Raw genomic sequence first — 17,574 nt, forward strand, 5'->3', positions numbered from 1 at the left:
GCCAACCGCTGTTTTAGGTCAATCCCCCCCGCGTATGGCGCTCCCGCCCCTCGCTCGGCCGCAAGGACCAGCACCGGGGGCAGCGCACCGGCCCCGGTCCCCACGTCCAGGGGCCGCTGCCGCGGCTCGGGCCAGTACGCGCAGGGCAGGTTCATCCACGCGTTGTCCCAGGTCTCGAAGGGCGCGCGGCGGGCCAGCCGGGTGTTGTCCCGGTCCCAGACCGCCCAACTCGTGGGCCAGGGCGCGTCGTTGCACTCGACGGCCGTGTACACGGCGCCGCCGTTCTCCGCCGCCGCGGCCGCCTTGGGATCCGGCGAGGCCAGCGTGACCAGCGGCTTCGGGTCGCCGTGCAGATAGGCCGAGAGCGCGGCGGCCCGGCCCGGCCAGTAGCTGTCGTAGTACGCGGCCGTCAGGAACGCGTTCTGCAACTGGCCCGGCCCGACCTTCCCGCCCGCCGGTCTCCGGGCGAGCCGCGCGGCGGCGGTGTCGTAGCTCGCCTGCACCTTCCGCGGCGTGTCACCGAGCCGGTAGACGCCGTCGTGCCGGGCGATCCAGTCCCGCACGTCCGCCCAGCGCCGCTCGAACGCGGCCGACTGGTCGAGGTTGCCGCGGTACCAGATCTTCGCCGGGTCCGGGTCCACCGGGGCGTCCAGCACCATGCGGCGCACATGGGAGGGGAACATCGCCGCGTACAGGGAGCCGTAGTAGGTGCCGTACGACGCGCCCATGAACGTCAGCCGGTCCTCGCCCAGCGCGGCCCGCAGGACGTCCAGGTCCCGCGCGTTGTTCAGGGAGTTGACGAAGCGCAGCCCGGAGCCCGAGCGCCGGGCGCAGCCGCGGGCGTACGCCTTCGCCTCCGCCACGCGCCGGCGTTTGTACGACTCAGAGGGCCGCGTCGGCGCCAGGGTGGGCGCCTTGCCGTACTGCCTCGGGTCCTCGCAGGACAGCGGCGCGGAGCGGCCCACCCCGCGCGGGGCGTAGCCGACGAGGTCGTACGCGGCCGCGATCCGTTTCCACACGGGCAGCGTGCCGGCCAGCGCGAAGTACATGCCGGAGGCGCCGGGGCCGCCGGGGTTGTACACGAGGGCGCCCTGCCGGGGGACCGCGCGCCCGCCGTCCTTGCCGGTGGCCGGGGTGCGGCTGACGGTCAGTTCGATCTGCTCGCCGTCCGGGTGGGCGTAGTCCAGGGGGACGGAGACGGTGCCGCAGCGCAGGCCGGCCGGGGGATGCGGGACGGCCGGCACCTCGGCGGGGTCGCAGTCGCCGTAGCGGATTCCGGTGGCGCGGGCGCGGAGGGCGGCGACGATGGTGCCGCGCAGCTCGGCGGCGGCGCCGACCGGGCCCGGCGCGGCACTCGCCGGGGCGGCGGTCAGGGTGGCGAGCAGCAAGGACGCGGCGGCCGAGCAGCGGGCGAAAGCTTTCATCCGGCATCCCTTCGGGCGCGGCGAGGCGGCGGACACCAGGGATGTTTCGTTCCCGCGCCGGGGAAGGCAAGCACCGCACGGGCGGTGTCGGCCGCCAACGCGCCTGTGCGCCCCCCGGAGAGGTCTTAGTCCCGGTGTGGCGCGTCGCGGTGGGTGAAGGCCGCGCGCAGCTCCGGTTCGCCGATCGCGCGGATGCCGCGCAGCGCGACCCGGACGAGGAACGGCCGCTCGGCGCCGCGCCGCCGCAGCAGCGCGCCCAGCAGCCGCTGCCCGGCGGGGGAGGCCCAGGGCGAGTACGGGTGCACCTCGAAGCGGGCCAGGACCAGGCAGCTCAGCGACAGCGTGAGGGGCAGCAGGAACCACAGGCCGACCAGCAGGCGCGAGGTGCCGGCCTGGACGGGCAGCAGCAGCGCGGCGCCGCCGAGGACCGCGACGGCGAGCGCGGCGGCCCGCACCTGGCGCACCGCCGCGCCGATGGTGAGGCCCCCGGTGTCGGGCACGGCGAGACCACTGCGCACGAGGCGGTCGGCGAGGCGTCGTACGGCGTCGGCGCGGGCGGTGCGGGTGCGCACCGGCGCGATGCGCGACTGCCCGTCGGGGCCGATCGCGCCTATGACGGACCGCTCGATGTCGTCCCGGCCGTGCGGGTCGACGACGGTGGCCCAGCCGGTGTGGGCGAGGTGCAGGCGGCGCTGGCGGGCCATGGCGAGGAGGGAGACGTCGGCGACCCGCTGGGGTCCGCCGGACAGGAACGCCGCCTCGTACAGGGTCAGTTCGTGGTCCGCGCCCACCGCTTGGGGATCCGGGTCCGAGTCCGCGGCGCGCACCGCCGCGAGGCAGAGGCGGGCACAGGCCGTACCGGCGAGCGCCCAGGCGGGGAGCAGAAGGAGGAGCCAGAGCATGAGGTGTTTTGTATGTGAGGGATGAGGGCGTGCGCGAGGTGATTTTCACATGCGGAGGGGGGTCGTGCCGGTTGGCTGACCGCCGTCGGGCGCGGGAGCGTCGTGGCTGGTCGCGGCTGCGTGTCGAGACAGTCCCGCGCTCCTTCCGGCCGCCTCAGGACCGTCCCCGCAACAGCCTCCGCGCCGTGCGTGCCACCCGCCCCCTCGGTGCCGGGCCCGACCGGTCCAGCCACCACTGGCGCAGCTCCCGCCGGGGGAGCCCCGGCCGCTTCCCGTCCAGCAGGAACGCGGCGAAGTCCAGCGCGTCCCACCGGTAGCCCCCGCGCATCGGCCGCTTTCGCGCGTACTCCAGGAACGCCTCCCGGTACGACGCCCCCAGCAGCACCGGCAGTTCCGGCGCCACCTTCGCCACCACGTCCGCCCGCTTCGCCGCGAGCGCCCGCGCCTGCACGCCGAGGCGTACCCGGTCGAACCCCTCGGGCACGGGCGTCCCGGCCACCAGCGAGGACAGCACGGCGGCCTGGGCGACCCCGAGCCGCTGCCGGGCGTCCTCGGCGTCCGCGTAACCCGACGCGTCCGCGTCGTCTCCGGCGTCCGCGTCGTCCGCGCGGTCCGTCCTCTCGGCCGGAACGGACCGCTCGACCCCCTCGGTAACCTGCCGCCCGCCCTCCACCACCTTCCGGATCGCCGCCAACTCCCGCTCCAGCTCGGCCGGTTCGGGGAAGTTCTCGTCGCGTTCCAGCAGCACTCCGGGCGGGGCGGCACGGGAGGCGAGGTCGGCCAGGATGCCGAGCACCGCGTCCGGCACCGGGTGCGCGTGGCTGTCGTGCCATACGCCGTCGCGCTCGACGCCGCCCGCGACATGGACGTACGCGATCGCCTCCAGCGGCAGCCCGGCCAGCGCCTCGGCCGGGTCCTCGCCGCGGTTGACGTGGTTGGTGTGCAGGTTGGCCACGTCGATGAGCAGCCGCACGCCGGTGCGCTCCGCCAGCTCGTACAGGAACTGCCGCTCGGTCAGCTCCTCGCCGGGCCAGGAGAACAGCGCGGCGATGTTCTCCACGGCGAGCGGCACCGGCAGCGCGTCCTGGGCGATGCGCACGTTCTCACAGAGCACGTCGAGCGCGTCGCGGGTGCGCGGCACGGGCAGCAGATGGCCGGCCTCCAGATGCGGCGAGGCGGTGAGCGCGCCGCCCGCCCGGACGAACGCGATGTGCTCGGTGACCAGCGGCGACCCGAGCGCCGTCACACGCTCGGCGAGCGCCGCGAGCCGGCCGGGGTCGGGCCGCTGCGCGCCGCCGAGCCCGAGGGAGACCCCGTGCGGCACCACGGTCACCCCGCGCTCCCGCAACCGCACCAGCGACTCGGGGAGATGGCCCGGACAGACGTTCTCCGCGACGACCTCCACCCAGTCGATCCCGGCCATCCGCTCCACGGCTTCCGCGATCTCCGGCCGCCAGCCGATCCCCGTCCCCAGTCTCCCCACGACCCGTCCCCCTCTCCGCCCCCGGCGCACGCGTCATACATGACCCGGCCACCCGGCCCCGAACCCTTTGCGCGCCGCCTTCAGAGCAACATTTGAGGTTCAGGCCGACCGCACGTCCCGGCCGATCCGGTTGACGCGGTACAGGTCCGGGACGCAGAGGTTGAGCAGGGTCGCGGCGGCGATCAGCGCGGCGCACGCCAGGAGCACCCCCTGGCTGCTCCACACACGGGTCGCGAGCGCGGTGAGGAGATAGCCGAGCGGGATGGCGAGCCGTTCCCCGACGCCGTTGAACGCGCTCATCCGGCCCTGCTCCGCCGTCGGCACATGCTGCTGGAACGCGGTGTTCCAGGCGACGACCGCGACATCGAGCGCGACGCCCGCCAGGAAGGCGGCCCCCACGACGAGCGGCAGCGGCAGGCTCCAGGCCATGGCCGCCGGCGGGAGCGCGAGCCCGCCGCCCGCGGCGACCGCGACCGCGAGCAGCCGGTACGGTTTCCACCGCAGGCAGACCAGGGTTCCGGCGAGCAGGCCGCAGGAGAGGGCCGCCTGGACCAGACCCCAGTCGCGTGCCCCGGCGTACCGGCGGGCGGCGACCAGGGGGCCGAGCAGTTCGAAGCCCGCCAGCCACGCGGCGACGAGGAGCGTACCGGCGGCCGTGTACGTCCACAGCCAGGTACGGGACCAGAAGCCGGTCCACCCCGCCCGCAGGTCGGCCAGGACGCCGCGCGCGGTGGTGGGCGGGGCCGCCAGGCGCAGGCCGAGCAGCAGCACGGCCGCAGCGGCGAAGGTCGCCGAGTCCCAGGCCAGGGCCCATGCCGCGCCGCTGAGGGCGACGATGAAGCCGCCGACGACCGGAGCGAGCACCCTGACCGTGTTGCCGGGGAGCCTGAGCAACACGTTGGCCTGCTGCACGTGCTCCTCGGGCACGATCTGTGCCACGGCACCCTGTGTCGCCGGGACGATGAACGACGCCGCTGTCCCCGACATGAAGCCGCACACCGCGATAGACACCGTCGTCGCCTGTCCCGTGGCCACGGTGACGGCCAGCGCACCCTGGGCGGCCGCCGCGACGAGATTGCCCAGGAACAGGATCCGGCTGCGCGACAGACGGTCGGCGAACAGGCCGCCCATGAGCAGGAACAGGATGGTGGGCACCGTGTTCACGGCGAGCACGAGCCCGAGCGACCCCGCCCCACCGCCGCCCTCGATGACCGAGTAGGCCAGCGCGAGCGGCGCCATCGCGGACCCGCTCGCCGAGATGAGATTCGCCGCCACGAACCGCCGGAAGGCGGGGATCCTCAGCGGCGTACCGACCGGCTTCGGCGGCTCGTTCGCGGTCCCCACGTCAGCGCAGCGCCGGATGATCCGCCACCACCGTGCACGAATCCGGGGCGATCTCCGTGAAACCGGCGTCCCGGACCAGTGGCAGGTCGCTGTGGGTGAGGCGGGTCCAGTCGGCGGGGGTGGCCGTGCGGACGGAGAGGGGGTAGCCGGCGGCCCGCCAGGCGGTGCGGGCGCTGTCGGGCAGGGCCCACCAGGCGAGCTGGGCGCCGTGGCCGGTCTGCGCCATGGTCTTGCCGGCGGACATCGCGAGGTGGGGGTTGAGCCAGAGGACGGGGGCGGTGCGATCGGCGTCCGAGGGCGGCTCGGGGTCGTCCAGTTCGGTGCCGGAGACCTGGAGCTTGGCCAGGTCCTTGGGCCAGCCGTCCAGCGGGATCGGCGGGAAGACCCGTACCTCCGCGGACCTGCCGGTCACCGTGATGCCGGGCAGCGTCCCGGCGCGCCGCCACTCGGCGCCGCGGGCCCGCCGGACCACCTTGCGGATCCGGGCGTCCTCCCAGTTCCGCACGGCCTGCGCCCATTCGCCGTCGCCGCGGGCCCGTTCGTCGCCGAGCAGGGTCAGGACCGCCCGCGCGGACGTCTCCAGGGCGTCGGTACGGGCGGGCGGCGCGTCGCGCTCGATGCGGACGACGAGGGGCAGCACGTACTGCGGGGCCTCGTCACGGGGGTTTTCGGCGGGGACCGGAACATCGCTCACGAGGGGCCACCCTACGAAGCCGGGCGTGCGCCGATCAACGCGCGTCCCGGATCGGGCCATCCGGATCGAGCGTCCCGGATGGCGAGGACCGTCCCGGTGGCCCGGCGGCTGAAGAAGAATGAGCCCATGCACCGTGACCTGCGACTGACCGCCGTGGGCCGCCGTTACGGCGTCCGCGGCCCCTGGGTGTTACGAGGCGTCGACCTCACGATCGCCCCCGGCACCCTGACCCGGATAGAGGGGGCGAACGGCACCGGGAAGTCGACCCTGCTGCGCCTGCTCGCCCGGCTCGACGCGCCCACCGAGGGCCGGATCACCGGCCGCCCCCGCACGGCCTATGTGCCGGAGCGGTTCCCGTCCGCGCTGCCGTTCACGGCCGCCGGGTACCTGACCCGGCTCGGCACCGTCCAGGGCCTGTCCCGCGCGTCCGCCGCCCGCGCCGCCGGGACCTGGCTGGAGCGGTTCGGCGCGGCCGCGTACGCCGGGACGCCGATGGCGCGGCTGTCCAAGGGGAGCAGCCAGAAGATCGCCGTCGCGCAGGCGCTGCTCGCCGACCCCGAACTGCTGGTCCTGGACGAGGCGTGGACCGGGCTCGACGCGGCCGCGCGCGACGAGCTGGAGTGGGCGGTGGCCGAACGGACCGCCGCGGGCGGCGCCGTCGTCTTCGTGGACCACGACCCGCGACGGCTGGCGGGGGCGCCGGACGCGACGTACACCGTGGCCGGCGGCGGGGTCCGGGCCCGGACGGGCGGCGGCGGTCCGGGCCTCGGGGCGCTCGCCGTCATCGTCGTACAAGGCGGCGGACCACTGCCGTCCGACGCGGCACGGCTCGTCGCCACCGCCGCGGAGACCGGCCCCGGCCGGCACCGGCTGACCGTCCCCGCCTCCCACTCCGACGTCCTGCTGCGCACCCTGCTCGCGACCCGCCCGCCCTGGCACGTCGTCAGCGTCACACCACCCCCCGACGCCGGGTCGCCGCCCGGTGCCGAGCCGTCCCACGATTCCGGGAGCCGGGCATGAGCGCCCTCCTGCGGTACCACGTCGAACTGCTGCTGCGCTCGCAGCGGTGGCTGGCTCCGGTGATCCTGTACGCCGCGTTCCTCGGGGTCGGGGTGCAGAGCGGCCAGCCGGTGCTGGACTCGCTCGGATACACGGCCGCCGGGCTGCTGCCGGTGGCCGCCTGGCTGGTGCGGATCTGCGTCACCGGCGAACCGCCCGCCGCCCGCGCCGTCGTGGCCGCGCCGCACGGACCCGCGCGGGCGCACCTCGCCTGTCTGCTGACGGCGCTGCTCGCGGCGGCCGTCCTCGGTACGGCGGCGACGCTCGTCGTCACCCTGATCAGCAACCCGGCGAGCAACGGCGCCCAGATCAGGGTGGACCGGCTGAGCGCCGGTGCCGCCGGGCTGGCCGCCGTGTACGCCTGCGCCCTGCTCGGCGCGGCCGTCGGCGCGCTCACCCACTGGCCGCTGCTGCGCTCCGCCGGGCGCGCGGTGCCCGCGATGCTGCTGGGCGCGCTGCTGGCGACGGTGCTCGCCGGCTCCCCGGCGCAGGCCGCGGTCAGCGGCCTGGTCACCGGTTCGCAGTCCGGGCGGGTGCCGGTGCCGCTGCTGCCGCTGGCCGGGGCGGCCCTGCTGGCGGGCGCGGCCTTCGCCGTGGCCTGCGCGTGCACCGCCCGCAGGACGCCCTGACCGTCAGCGGTGGCCCTGGCTGGCGGCGATCATCTGGGAGACCTTCACGAAGGTGTAGCCGCGCTTGCGCAGCTCCGGTACGACGGTGCGGACGACCCGCTCGGTGGTCGGGGCGGCGCTGCGGGTGCAGTGCATGATGACCACGGAGCCGGGCCGCACCCCGTCCAGCACCTGCTTGGCCACCGCGTCGGCGTCGGTGGCGAACGCGTCCCCGCTCACCACGTCCCACTGGATCGCGGTCACCCCGAGTCCGCTGAGCGCGCGCAGCGACGGCTGGTCGTAACAGCCGCCCGGAAAACGGAAGTACGGCAGCGCGTTGCGCAGGCCCGCCTTGCGGAAGGCGGTGTACGCCCGCTCGACGTCCGCGCGCGCGTGGTCCGCGTCGATGGTCGGCAGGCCGTAGCAGCTGGGGGTGAACGCGTAGTGGCTGTAGGAGTGGTTGGCGACCTCGAACTGCGGGTCGCCGCCGAGGCTGCGGGCCTCGTCCGGGTACTGCTCGGCCCACCGGCCGGTCATGAAGATGGTCGCGGGCACCTTCAGCGTGTGCAGGGCGCCGATCAGACCGGGGTTGTCGAAGTGCTCGCCGGCGGCGGCGCGCGGCCCCTCGTCGGCGGTCATGTCGGCGTCGAAGGTGAACGCCACGATCTTGCCCTTGTCGCGCGGGCCGTGTTCGAAGACCGGGGTGAGGCCGCCGGGGCCCGGAGTGAGCACGGGCGGGCGGGTGGCGGACGGGGAGGCGGAGACGGGGGACTTCACCGCGGCCGGGCGGGTGCCGGCCGCGGGGCCCGCGGTACCGCAGGCGGCGAGGGCGGCGCCCAGGGCGCAGGCGGCGGTGGCGGCGGAAAGACGGCGTGCTAGTGGGATCACCGTACGAACGTAGGACTGATTGACCGTTTGTATGGCGATATGTTCTGCGGCGCGGCGGTATGATCACCCGCGCGGCGGTCGTCTCGAAGGCGCCCTGGTTGGCCGCGGCCCGCTCGGACCCGCCGCTCACTCGACGTCGCGCTCGGCGTCCTCCGGTGTGCCGCTCGGCGCCTCTTCGAGGTCCCGCTGCTCCAGCGGCCGTACCGCCGGGCCCTGGAGCACCCGCCCGTCGACGTCGAAGCGGGAGCCGTGGCAGGGGCACTCCCAGGCGCGTTCGGCGCGGTTGAAGGCGACCAGGCAGCCCAGATGGGTGCAGCGGGCCGAGACGGCGTGCAGCGCGCCCGCGTCGTCGCGGTGCACGGCGAGCCGCTGCTCACCGGCCCGCACCAGCGCGCCGTCGCCCGGCTCCAGGTCGTCGAGGGCGACGGCGGGCTTCAGCCGGTCGCCGACGAAGTGCCGGGCCACCTCCGCCTGCGTCTTGAGCAGCGCGGGCGCCTCGCGCACCACCGACTTCAGGCGCCGGGGGTCGTACAGCTCCCGCCAGGGGCAGTCCCGGCCGGTGATCAGCGCGCTCAGCAGCAGCCCGGCCATGATGCCGCCGCTCAGGCCCCAGCCGCCGAAGCCGGTGGCCACGTATGTGTGCCGGGCGGCCGGGTGCAGCGGGCCGACCAGCGGCACGGTGTCGGTGGCGTCGTTGTCCTGGGTGGCCCAGGCGTGGTCGAGGCGCACGCCGGGGAAGTGCCGCTCGGCCCACCCGGCGAGCCCCTCGAAACCGGCGCCCGGATCGCCGGTGCCGGGTGTGAAGTGCTCCCCGGTGACCACGAGCAGCCGCCCGCCGTCGTATGGCGCGGTCCGCACCGACCGGGTGTTCTCCTCGGGCGTGATGTACATGCCCTCCGGGTCCGGGCCGTCGCCCAGCGGCCCGGCGACGACCAGTTCGCGGCGCGGGTGCAGCCGGGCGAACAGCAGCGCGCGGTCGAAGATCGGGTAGTGCGTGGCGACGACGACGTCCCGCGCGGTGACGGTGTGGCCCGTCTCGGTCGTCAGCTTGCAGGGGCCCGAGGCGCCGCCCTCGTCCAGGCCGACGACCCGTGTCCCCTCGTACACCCGGCCGCCGCGCGCGATCAGGTCCTCGGTGAGCGCCCGCAGGTATTTCACCGGGTGGTACTGCGCCTGCCCGGTCACCCGCACCGCGCCGGCCACCGGGAACGGCAGCCCGGTCTCCGTGGTGAACGACGCGTCCAGGCCCGCCTCGCGCGCGGCCCGCGCCTCCGCCCGCACCTCGTCCGCCCGCTCTGGGTCCCGGACGAAGGTGTACGCGTCCCGCGTCTCCCACTCGCACTCGATGCCCAACTCGGCCACCAGGCGCGCCGCGTGCTCGATCGCCTCCGACTGCGAACGGGCGTACAGCCGGGCACCCTCGGGCCCGCGGGTGTGCCGCAGCCGGTCGTAGATCAGGGTGTGCTGGGCGGTCAGCTTGGCCGTGGTGTAGCCGGTGACCCCGCCCGCCACCCGTCCGGCCTCCAGGACGACGACCCGCAGCCCCGCCCTGGCCAGCTCGTACGCGGTGCTCAGGCCGGCCATCCCGGCGCCGATCACGGCCGCGTCGGCCTCGGTGTCCCCGGTGAGGGCGGGGTGGGCGGGGCCGGGGGCGGTGCCCAGCCAGTACGACTCGGTGACGGTGCGCATGCCCGCCGGGTACCCCCGGCCGGGGGCGGCTCACGTCTCCTTCAGCAGCCGCTTACGCCACTCGGCCGGATCGAGGCGGGGCTGCGGGTACTTCGGGTCCAGCTCCCGCAGGTGTTCGAGGAGCAGCCGGCCGACGGCCCAGTTCCGGTACCACTTGCGGTCGGCGGGGATCACGTACCAGGGCGGGGTGGCGCAGTGGGCGAGGGCCAGCTCGTACGCCTCCTGGTAGGCGGGCCACAGGGCGCGTTCGCCGATGTCGGAGGGGGCGAACTTCCAGCGCTTGTCCGGCCGGTCGAGGCGGCGCAGCAGCCGGCGCCGCTGCTCCTCGTAGGACAGGTGGAGGAAGCACTTGACCAAGGTCACGCCGTCCTCGGCGAGGGTGCGCTCGAAGTCGTTGATCTGGCCGTAGCGGCTGCCGGTCACGGCGGGCGGGACGAGGTGCCGTACGCGGGGGACCAGGACGTCCTCGTAGTGCGAGCGGTCGAAGATGCCGATCTCGCCGGGCCGCGGGAGTTCTTTGCGCACCCGCCACAGGAAGTCGTGCCGCAGCTCCTCGGCGGTGGGTGCCTTGAAGGCGTGAATGCGGCAGCCCGAGGGGTTGAGGTGGCCGATCACATGCTTGACCGTGCCGCCCTTGCCGCTGGTGTCCATTCCCTGGAGCACCAGCAGCACCCGGCGCCGGTCGCCTGCGGTGCCCGCCGCCCACAGCCGCTCCTGGAGTTCCGCCAGTTCCTTGCCCATGCGCTCGGCGTCGGCGAGCGAGGCGTGTTTGCCGCCGGGGGCGCCGGGGGTGGCCGCCGGGTCGTGGGCGGCCAGGTCGACGGGCTCGCCCGGCGGCAGGCGCAGCCGGTGCCGCAGATCTCGTTTCGCCACGGGCGTCCCTTCCGGCTCGGTGTGCTTCGGCTCGGCGCCCTTCGATGGTGCGTCGGCCGGCGCCCGGCACGCCAGCCCGCGGCCCGCTCAGCGGCCGTAACGGCCGGTCAGGGTGCCGGTGGCGAGGGTGTGGCCGGACAGGGCGCGCCGGAGATCGCCGGGGGAGGCGCCGGGCGAGGCCGCGGGGGAGAGGGGCGGGCGGCGGTCGGTGGCGTAGACCGTGAGGACGTAGCGGTGCGGGTGGTCGCCGTGCGGCGGGCACGGCCGCTGTAGCCGGTCCTGCCGAAGCTGTTGCGGCCCTCGACGGCGCCGTGCGGGTGCGCCCCGGCGGGCAGCCGGCGGGTGCCCGCGGCGATGTCCCAGATGAGCCAGTGGGTGAACGTGCCGCCCGGCGCGTCGAGGTCCCGCACCGTCACGGCGAGGGAGCCCGTGTCCGCGGGCACCCCGGAGAGGGCGAGCGGGGGCGAGACGTCCGCGCCGTCGCAGGTGAAGCGGCGGGGGACGGTGCCGCCGTCGCGGTACGCCGTGCTCGTCACGGTGAGGTGGCGGGCGGGGGCGGGGGACGTGGCCGTCGTGGTCGTCGCGTCCCCGGGGGAGGCGGTACCGGCTCCGCAGCTCGTGACGGCGGCAAGGACGACCGCCGTGATCGCCGGGCTCTTGCGCATACCGGGAGGCTAGTCGGGGCGGGGGCCTCCGCCGGGGTTCGGCGCGAGACTGCGGCGGGCGATCTCGGGATCGGGACCCGGTGCGCCGTTGAGATCCGGGGCTTGGGCCCGGTCGCCGTTCGGGGTGGTCTCCCGAGGGACGGCGCTTTCCGGCGGGGTGGTCTCAGGGGCGGCGGTTTCCTGAGGGGTGATCGCGGGCGCGCCGGTCTCCTGGGGTGCGATCCGAGGCGCGGCGGTTTCCTCGGGGGCGATCTCCTTGGGGCCCTGATCCGCGTCCGGGTGCGACGACCCGACGGCGGCCGGCGCGTCGGTGGCGCGCGCCTCGGCGGCCGGTGCCTCCCCCCGGTTGCCCCGCTCCAGGAAGTGCAGCAGCTCCACCGGGATCGGCAGGACCAGCGTGGAGTTCTTCTCGGCCGACACCGCCATCACCGTCTGGAGCAGCCGCAGTTGGAGCGCGGCCGGGGTGCCGGACATCTGCTGGGCGGCCTCGGCGAGCTTCTTGGACGCCTGGAGCTCGGCGTCGGCGTTGATGATCCGGGCCCGGCGCTCCCGGTCCGCCTCGGCCTGGCGGGCCATGGACCGCTTCATCGTGTCGGGCAGCGAGACGTCCTTGATCTCGACCCGGTCCACCTGGATGCCCCAGCCCACGGCCGGGCTGTCGATCATCAGCTCCAGGCCCTGGTTGAGCTTCTCGCGGTTGGAGAGCAGATCGTCCAGGTCGCTCTTGCCGATGATGGACCGCAGCGAGGTCTGCGCCATCTGCGAGACGGCGAACTTGTAGTCCTCGACCTTGATCAGCGCGCTGGCCGCGTCGACCACCCGGAAGTAGACGACCGCGTCCACCCGCACGGTCACGTTGTCGCGGGTGATGCCCTCCTGGGCGGGGATCGGCAGCGTGACGATCTGCATGTTGACCTTCGCCAGCCGGTCCACGAAGGGAATGATCAGCGTGAACCCCGGTGGCCGCACCTCCCCGGCCACCCGGCCGAGCCGGAACAGCACCCCGCGCTCGTACTGCTTGATCACACGGGCCGACATCCCCGTGTACACCAGGGCGACGCAGAGCAGTGCGACGATCGCCCCCACCAGCTCCTGGACCATGACGACCTCCTCACACAGAGGTCAGATTCGTCTGTCGATGTAACGATATGCCTTTTTTGGGCCAGGGGGATCGCGAGGAGATCGCCGGGGGATCAGAGGGATTCGAAGGTGTCGGTCTCCGCCCGGTGGGCCCGCACCGCGCCGGTGTGCACCTCGTAGTACCACCCATGCAGTCCCAGCCGGCCCTCGGCGAGTCCCCGCTCCACGCACGGGTACGAGCGCAGCCGCAGCAACTGCGTCAGCACATGGCACTGCACGGCCTCGGCGACCTCCGGGTCCTCGGGTGCGCCCGACGGGCGCGGCGCGGCATGCGCCAGCCAGTCGCGCACGGCCGGTACGGCGGTGAGGTCGTCGCCCCGCACCAGCGCGCCCACCGCGCCGCAGTGCGAGTGGCCGCAGACCACGATGTCGCGGACGCCGAGCACCTCCACCGCGTACTCGATGGTGGCCGCCTCGCTGGTGGGGTGGGAGGAGGTGTACGGCGGGACGATGTTGCCCGCTGTGCGCAGCTCGAACAGCTGGCCGGGGCGGGCGCCGGTGATCAGGGCCGGGACGACGCGGGAGTCGGAGCAGGTGATGAACAGGACCTGCGGAGACTGGCCGTCGGCGAGCCGGGCGAAGTCCTCGGGGCGGTGTCCGAAGTTACGGGCATTGTCGATGAGGGGCTGCATAGGGGTCCATGCCTCTCGTGCGAGCCAACCATTGGTCAACGGCAGGTCAAGAAAGACATTAGCGTGGCAAAGCCGCCTGTGGGCGGCAATTCACCCTATAGAGGGACGCCAGCCCTCTGCTCGGACACCACCGGCCCTCTCGCCCTCTCCTCAGGAACCGACGAGCCCCTTCGCGTCGCGGGCGAGCGCCGTGAGGCGGGATATCGCCCGGAAGTACTTCTTGCGGTAGCCGCCGTTCAGCATCTCCTCGCTGAACAGCTTGTCGAACGGCAGTCCGGACGCCAGGACCGGGACCTCGCGGTCGTAGAGCCGGTCCGCGAGCACCACCAGGCGCAGCGCGGTCGACTGGTCCGGCACCGGGCGCACACCGGTGAGGCAGACCGCCTTCAGGCCGTCGGTCAGCGCGCCGTACCGGCTCGGGTGCACCTTGGCCAGATGGTCCAGCAGATGCGGGAAGTCGTCCAGGGAGGCGCCCTCGGTGGCGTACGCCGCCTTGGTCACCTGCTCGTCGGTGAAGGGCGCCGGCGCCTCGGGCAGGCCCCGGTGGCGGTAGTCCTCGCCGTCGATGCGCAGGGCGCGGAAGTGGGCGGACAGGCCCTGGATCTCGCGCAGGAAGTCGGCGGCGGCGAACCGGCCCTCGCCCAGCTTGCCGGGCAGCGTGTTGGAGGTGGCGGCGAGCGCGACACCGGCCTCGACCAGCTTGCCGAGCAGCGTGGAGACGAGCACCGTGTCGCCCGGATCGTCCAGCTCGAACTCGTCGATGCACAGCAGCCGGTGCCCGGACAGGGTCTGCACGGTCTGCTGGAAGCCGAGGGCGCCGACCAGGTTCGTCAGCTCCACGAAGGTGCCGAACGCCTTGCGGGAGGGCTCGGCGGGGGTGGCGTGCCACAGGGAGGCGAGCAGATGGGTCTTGCCGACGCCGTAGCCGCCGTCGAGGTAGACGCCGCGGGGGCCCGCCGGGGTTTTCGGCGCCCTGGCCCGGCCGAAGCCGAGGAAGCCGCGCCGCCCCGCGCCAAAGGCGTGCGCCCCGCCGAGCCCGGCCGCGAAGCCCTCCAGGACCCTGACGGCCTCGGTCTGGCTGGGCTGGTTCGGGTCCGGTATGTACGTCGAGAAGCGGACCGCGTCGAAGCGCGGCGGCGGCACCATCTCGGCGACCAGCCGGTCCGCGGGGACGTGCGGCTCGCGCTCGCACAGGGAGAGGGGGCCCGCTTCGGTCGGCGCGCTGGATCCGGGGGCGGTGGTGGAGGACGACACGATTACCCATGCTAAGCGCCGTGTCACACTGCACGACATGCGACGCCTGTTCCCTGTGACCGACGAAACACCAGCCCAGGCTTCCGGTGGGGGCGAAACCGGCGGGGGCAAAAGGGGCGCCGCGGGCGCCGACCGCGAGTGGAGCCTCGCCGAGCTGGCCGCCGCCTACGCCTACCCGGCGAAGCGGCCCTGGCTGCGCGCCAACATGGTGTCCTCGCTCGACGGCGCCGCCCAGCACGACGGCCACTCCCAGCCCATCTCCAGCGCCACCGACATGCGCGTCTTCGGCACGCTGCGGGCGCTGGCGGATGTCGTGGTCGTCGGTGCGGAAACGGTACGGCAGGAGGGGTACCGGCCGGCCCGCGCACGGGCGGAGTTCGCCGCGGCGCGCGAGGCGGCCGGGCAGGGCCCCGCACCGGCGATCGCGGTCGTCACGGCGAGCCTGGAGCTGGATTTCTCCCTCCCGCTGTTCTCCTCGCCCGTGGTGCCCACGCTCATCCTGACCGGCGCCGCGGCCGCGCCCGAGAGAGTCGCCGCCGCCGAGAGGGCCGGTGCGCGGGTGGTCGTCGCCGGTGAGGGCATGGGCGTCGACCCCGAGCGCGCGGTACGGGCCCTCGCCGGGCTCGGCCACCACCGGCTGCTCACCGAGGGCGGGCCCCGGCTGCTCGGCCAGCTGATCGCCGCCGAGGTGCTCGACGAGCTGTGTCTGACCCTCTCGCCGACGCTCACCGCGGGGGACGCGCAGCGCATCGCCGGGGGCCCCTCGGTCGCCGTGCCGCGCCGATTCGAACTGGCGTCCCTGCTGGAAGAGGACGGATTTCTGTTCGGTCGTTACCGCAGGCCCTGAAATCAGCGGAATCTTCCGTTCCGTTTGACCTTCGGCGGGCACACTTAGTCCCGCAGTACCCGTGCAGGCGCGGGGAAAAATGGTTTCCGCAGGGGGCTGCCGTGGCCCACGGAGGAGAAGAGGCGTTTGGTGTTCACAAGCGTACTGATGATCGAGAAGGCGCTGACGTCCGCGGACGTCGAGTTCGTCACCACCTTGCACGGCGACGAGCCGGTCGCCTTCCATGTGCTCCTCCAGCCGCGCGGCGACCAGGCGGACCGCCTGCTGCGGGCCATCGACGACATCGCGCTCGGCGAGCTGGACGAGGCGGTGCGCGAGCACGAGACCCCGGAGGGGGAGGACGCGCGCAGCGTCGGCCGGCAGGCCCTGGACGTCTCCGTCGCCGCCCTGCGGGCCTCGGGCAGCGCGGCGGACGGGCGGCTGGTCGAGGACCATCCGCTGGACGCGCTGAAGGCGATGGTGGCGGAGGTGGGCGCGGACGAGGTGATCGTCCTCACCGATCCGCACTACGTGGAGGAGTTCTTCCACCGGGACTGGGCCTCGCGGGCCCGGCACAAGGTGGGAGTGCCGGTGCTGAAGCTGTTCTCGCACAGCAAGGCGTAGGGGCTTCGCCGAAGTCAGGGGCCGAGCGCATAGGCTAGGCCCCGCTCAAGCTCGTACCGTCTCTGGGGAGAAACGCATGGCACCCGGCCTTCCTGCCGCCATGGACCGACCGCACTTCATCGGCATCGGCGGCGCCGGGATGTCGGGGATCGCCAAGATCCTCGCCCAGCGCGGGGCCGAGGTCGCCGGCAGTGACGCCAAGGACTCGGCGACCGCGCGGGCGCTGCGCGCGCTCGGGGTCACCGTGCACCTCGGGCACGCCGCCGGGCACCTCGCCGACGACGCCAGCTGTGTCGTCGTCTCGTCCGCCATCCGCGCGGACAACCCGGAGCTGGCCCGCGCCGCCGAGCTGGGCATCCCGGTGGTGCACCGCTCGGACGCGCTGGCCGCGCTGATGGAGGGGCTGCGCCCGATCGCCGTGGCCGGGACGCACGGCAAGACGACCACCACCTCGATGCTGGCCGTCTCGCTCGGCGAGCTGGGCCTGAAGCCGTCGTACGCCATCGGCGGCGACCTGGACGCGCCCGGCTCCAACGCGCTGCACGGCGAGGGCGACATCTTCGTCGCCGAGGCGGACGAATCGGACCGCAGCTTCCACAAGTACGCGCCCGAGGTCGCCATCGTCCTCAACGTGGAGCTGGACCACCACGCCAACTACGCCTCGATGGACGAGATCTACGAGTCCTTCGAGACCTTCGCCGGGAAGATCGTGCCCGGCGGCACCCTGGTGATCTCCGCCGACCACGAGGGCGCCCGCGAGCTGACCCGGCGGCTGGCCGGATCGGTGCGGACGGTGACGTACGGCGAGGCCGCGGACGCCGATGTTCGGGTCACCGCCATCGTCCCGCAGGGGCTGAAAAGCCTGGTCACCGCGGTGCTCGACGGCGAGGAGCTGACCTTCGCGGTCTCCGTGCCCGGCCGGCACTACGCCCTCAACGCCGTCGCCGCGCTCGCCGCCGGTGCCGCGCTCGGCATCCCGGCCGCGCAGCTGGCGCCCGCCATCGCCGCCTACACCGGGGTCAAGCGGCGCCTCCAGCTCAAGGGCGAGGCCGCCGGGGTGCAGGTGATCGACTCCTACGCCCACCACCCCACCGAGATGACCGCGGACCTGGAGGCGATGCGGGCCGCCGCCGGCGACACCCGGATCCTCGTCGTCTTCCAGCCGCACCTGTTCTCCCGCACCCAGGAGCTGGGCAAGGAGATGGGCCAGGCGCTGGCGCTCGCCGACGCCTCCGTGGTCCTGGACATCTACCCGGCCCGCGAGGACCCGATTGACGGGGTCACCAGCGAGCTGGTCATCGACTCCGCGCGGGCCGCGGACGCCCAGGTCACCGCGGTGCACGACAAGGCGGAGATCCCGGCCGTGATCGCGGGAATGGCCCAGCCCGGCGATCTCGTTCTCACCATGGGCGCGGGCGACGTGACCGACCTGGGCCCGCTGATCCTGGACCGCCTGTCGCAGCAGTAAG

The 17,574-nt window shown here is 74.2% G+C and carries 16 protein-coding genes and 1 pseudogene; 5 read left to right on the forward strand and 12 right to left on the reverse strand.

Features of this window, described 5'->3' with window-relative positions; genetic code table 11:
* The 5 genes from AC069R_RS07690 to AC069R_RS07710 form a co-directional block, all read right to left on the reverse strand.
* Positions 1 to 1,424: alpha/beta fold hydrolase (locus tag AC069R_RS07690; protein WP_478765410.1), on the reverse strand; the 1,424-nt coding region annotated here is incomplete at its 3' end.
* 125 nt (positions 1,425 to 1,549) lie between these two features.
* The gene (locus tag AC069R_RS07695) at positions 1,550 to 2,326 is read right to left on the reverse strand and encodes a TIGR04222 domain-containing membrane protein (protein WP_478765412.1); all 777 of its coding nucleotides are present in this window, start codon (positions 2,324 to 2,326) and stop codon (positions 1,550 to 1,552) included.
* A 154-nt stretch (positions 2,327 to 2,480) separates the two neighbouring features.
* The gene (locus AC069R_RS07700) at positions 2,481 to 3,809 is read right to left on the reverse strand and encodes an MbnB/TglH/ChrH family RiPP precursor modification enzyme (RefSeq protein ID WP_478765414.1); all 1,329 of its coding nucleotides are present in this window, start codon (positions 3,807 to 3,809) and stop codon (positions 2,481 to 2,483) included.
* Positions 3,810 to 3,908: 99 nt separating this feature from the next.
* The gene (locus AC069R_RS07705; RefSeq protein WP_478765416.1) at positions 3,909 to 5,153 is read right to left on the reverse strand and encodes an MFS transporter; all 1,245 of its coding nucleotides are present in this window, start codon (positions 5,151 to 5,153) and stop codon (positions 3,909 to 3,911) included.
* 1 nt (position 5,154) lies between these two features.
* A complete protein-coding gene (locus AC069R_RS07710; RefSeq protein WP_478765418.1) occupies positions 5,155 to 5,907 on the reverse strand; it encodes a peptidyl-tRNA hydrolase in 753 nt (250 codons plus the stop codon).
* A 66-nt stretch (positions 5,908 to 5,973) separates the two neighbouring features.
* Between AC069R_RS07710 and AC069R_RS07715 the strand changes: the two genes are divergently transcribed.
* Positions 5,974 to 6,867, forward strand: a complete 894-nt coding sequence (locus AC069R_RS07715) for an ABC transporter ATP-binding protein (RefSeq protein ID WP_478765419.1) — start codon at positions 5,974 to 5,976, stop codon at positions 6,865 to 6,867.
* Positions 6,864 to 7,535, forward strand: coding sequence for an ABC transporter (locus AC069R_RS07720; protein WP_478765421.1), 672 nt, complete (start codon positions 6,864 to 6,866; stop codon positions 7,533 to 7,535). Before AC069R_RS07715 ends, AC069R_RS07720 begins: the two co-directional genes overlap by 4 nt.
* Before the next feature lie 3 nt (positions 7,536 to 7,538).
* Here the strand turns inward: AC069R_RS07720 and AC069R_RS07725 are convergent, their stop codons facing one another.
* The 7 genes and pseudogenes from AC069R_RS07725 to zapE form a co-directional block, all read right to left on the reverse strand.
* Complete coding sequence (locus AC069R_RS07725) at positions 7,539 to 8,402, reverse strand: polysaccharide deacetylase family protein (protein ID WP_478765423.1); 864 nt, start codon at positions 8,400 to 8,402, stop codon at positions 7,539 to 7,541.
* A 126-nt stretch (positions 8,403 to 8,528) separates the two neighbouring features.
* Positions 8,529 to 10,091, reverse strand: coding sequence for an FAD-dependent oxidoreductase (locus AC069R_RS07730; protein ID WP_478765424.1), 1,563 nt, complete (start codon positions 10,089 to 10,091; stop codon positions 8,529 to 8,531).
* Between the two features lie 30 nt (positions 10,092 to 10,121).
* On the reverse strand, positions 10,122 to 10,964 hold the full coding sequence (locus AC069R_RS07735; protein ID WP_478765425.1) for a PPK2 family polyphosphate kinase: 843 nt from the start codon (positions 10,962 to 10,964) through the stop codon (positions 10,122 to 10,124).
* Between the two features lie 87 nt (positions 10,965 to 11,051).
* Positions 11,052 to 11,629, reverse strand: a pseudogene (locus AC069R_RS07740) (YbhB/YbcL family Raf kinase inhibitor-like protein).
* A gap of 9 nt (positions 11,630 to 11,638) precedes the next feature.
* The gene (locus tag AC069R_RS07745) at positions 11,639 to 12,730 is read right to left on the reverse strand and encodes a slipin family protein (RefSeq protein WP_478765427.1); all 1,092 of its coding nucleotides are present in this window, start codon (positions 12,728 to 12,730) and stop codon (positions 11,639 to 11,641) included.
* A 92-nt stretch (positions 12,731 to 12,822) separates the two neighbouring features.
* Positions 12,823 to 13,401, reverse strand: coding sequence for a carbonic anhydrase (locus AC069R_RS07750; RefSeq protein ID WP_478765429.1), 579 nt, complete (start codon positions 13,399 to 13,401; stop codon positions 12,823 to 12,825).
* 150 nt (positions 13,402 to 13,551) lie between these two features.
* The gene (gene zapE / locus AC069R_RS07755; RefSeq protein ID WP_478765431.1) at positions 13,552 to 14,655 is read right to left on the reverse strand and encodes a cell division protein ZapE; all 1,104 of its coding nucleotides are present in this window, start codon (positions 14,653 to 14,655) and stop codon (positions 13,552 to 13,554) included.
* 37 nt (positions 14,656 to 14,692) lie between these two features.
* On the opposite strand from zapE, the gene AC069R_RS07760 reads away from it, so the two are divergent.
* The 3 genes from AC069R_RS07760 to murC all read left to right on the forward strand — a co-directional run bounded on the left by AC069R_RS07760 (position 14,693) and on the right by murC (position 17,573).
* On the forward strand, positions 14,693 to 15,502 hold the full coding sequence (locus tag AC069R_RS07760) for a pyrimidine reductase family protein (protein WP_478765433.1): 810 nt from the start codon (positions 14,693 to 14,695) through the stop codon (positions 15,500 to 15,502).
* Between the two features lie 129 nt (positions 15,503 to 15,631).
* Entirely contained in the window at positions 15,632 to 16,105 is a 474-nt protein-coding gene (locus AC069R_RS07765; protein WP_397983410.1) for an indole-3-glycerol phosphate synthase, read from the forward strand.
* A gap of 76 nt (positions 16,106 to 16,181) precedes the next feature.
* Complete coding sequence (gene murC / locus AC069R_RS07770) at positions 16,182 to 17,573, forward strand: UDP-N-acetylmuramate--L-alanine ligase (RefSeq protein ID WP_478765434.1); 1,392 nt, start codon at positions 16,182 to 16,184, stop codon at positions 17,571 to 17,573.
* Position 17,574 lies beyond the last annotated feature (1 nt).

Source organism: Streptomyces sp. NPDC043952 (assembly GCF_056435325.1).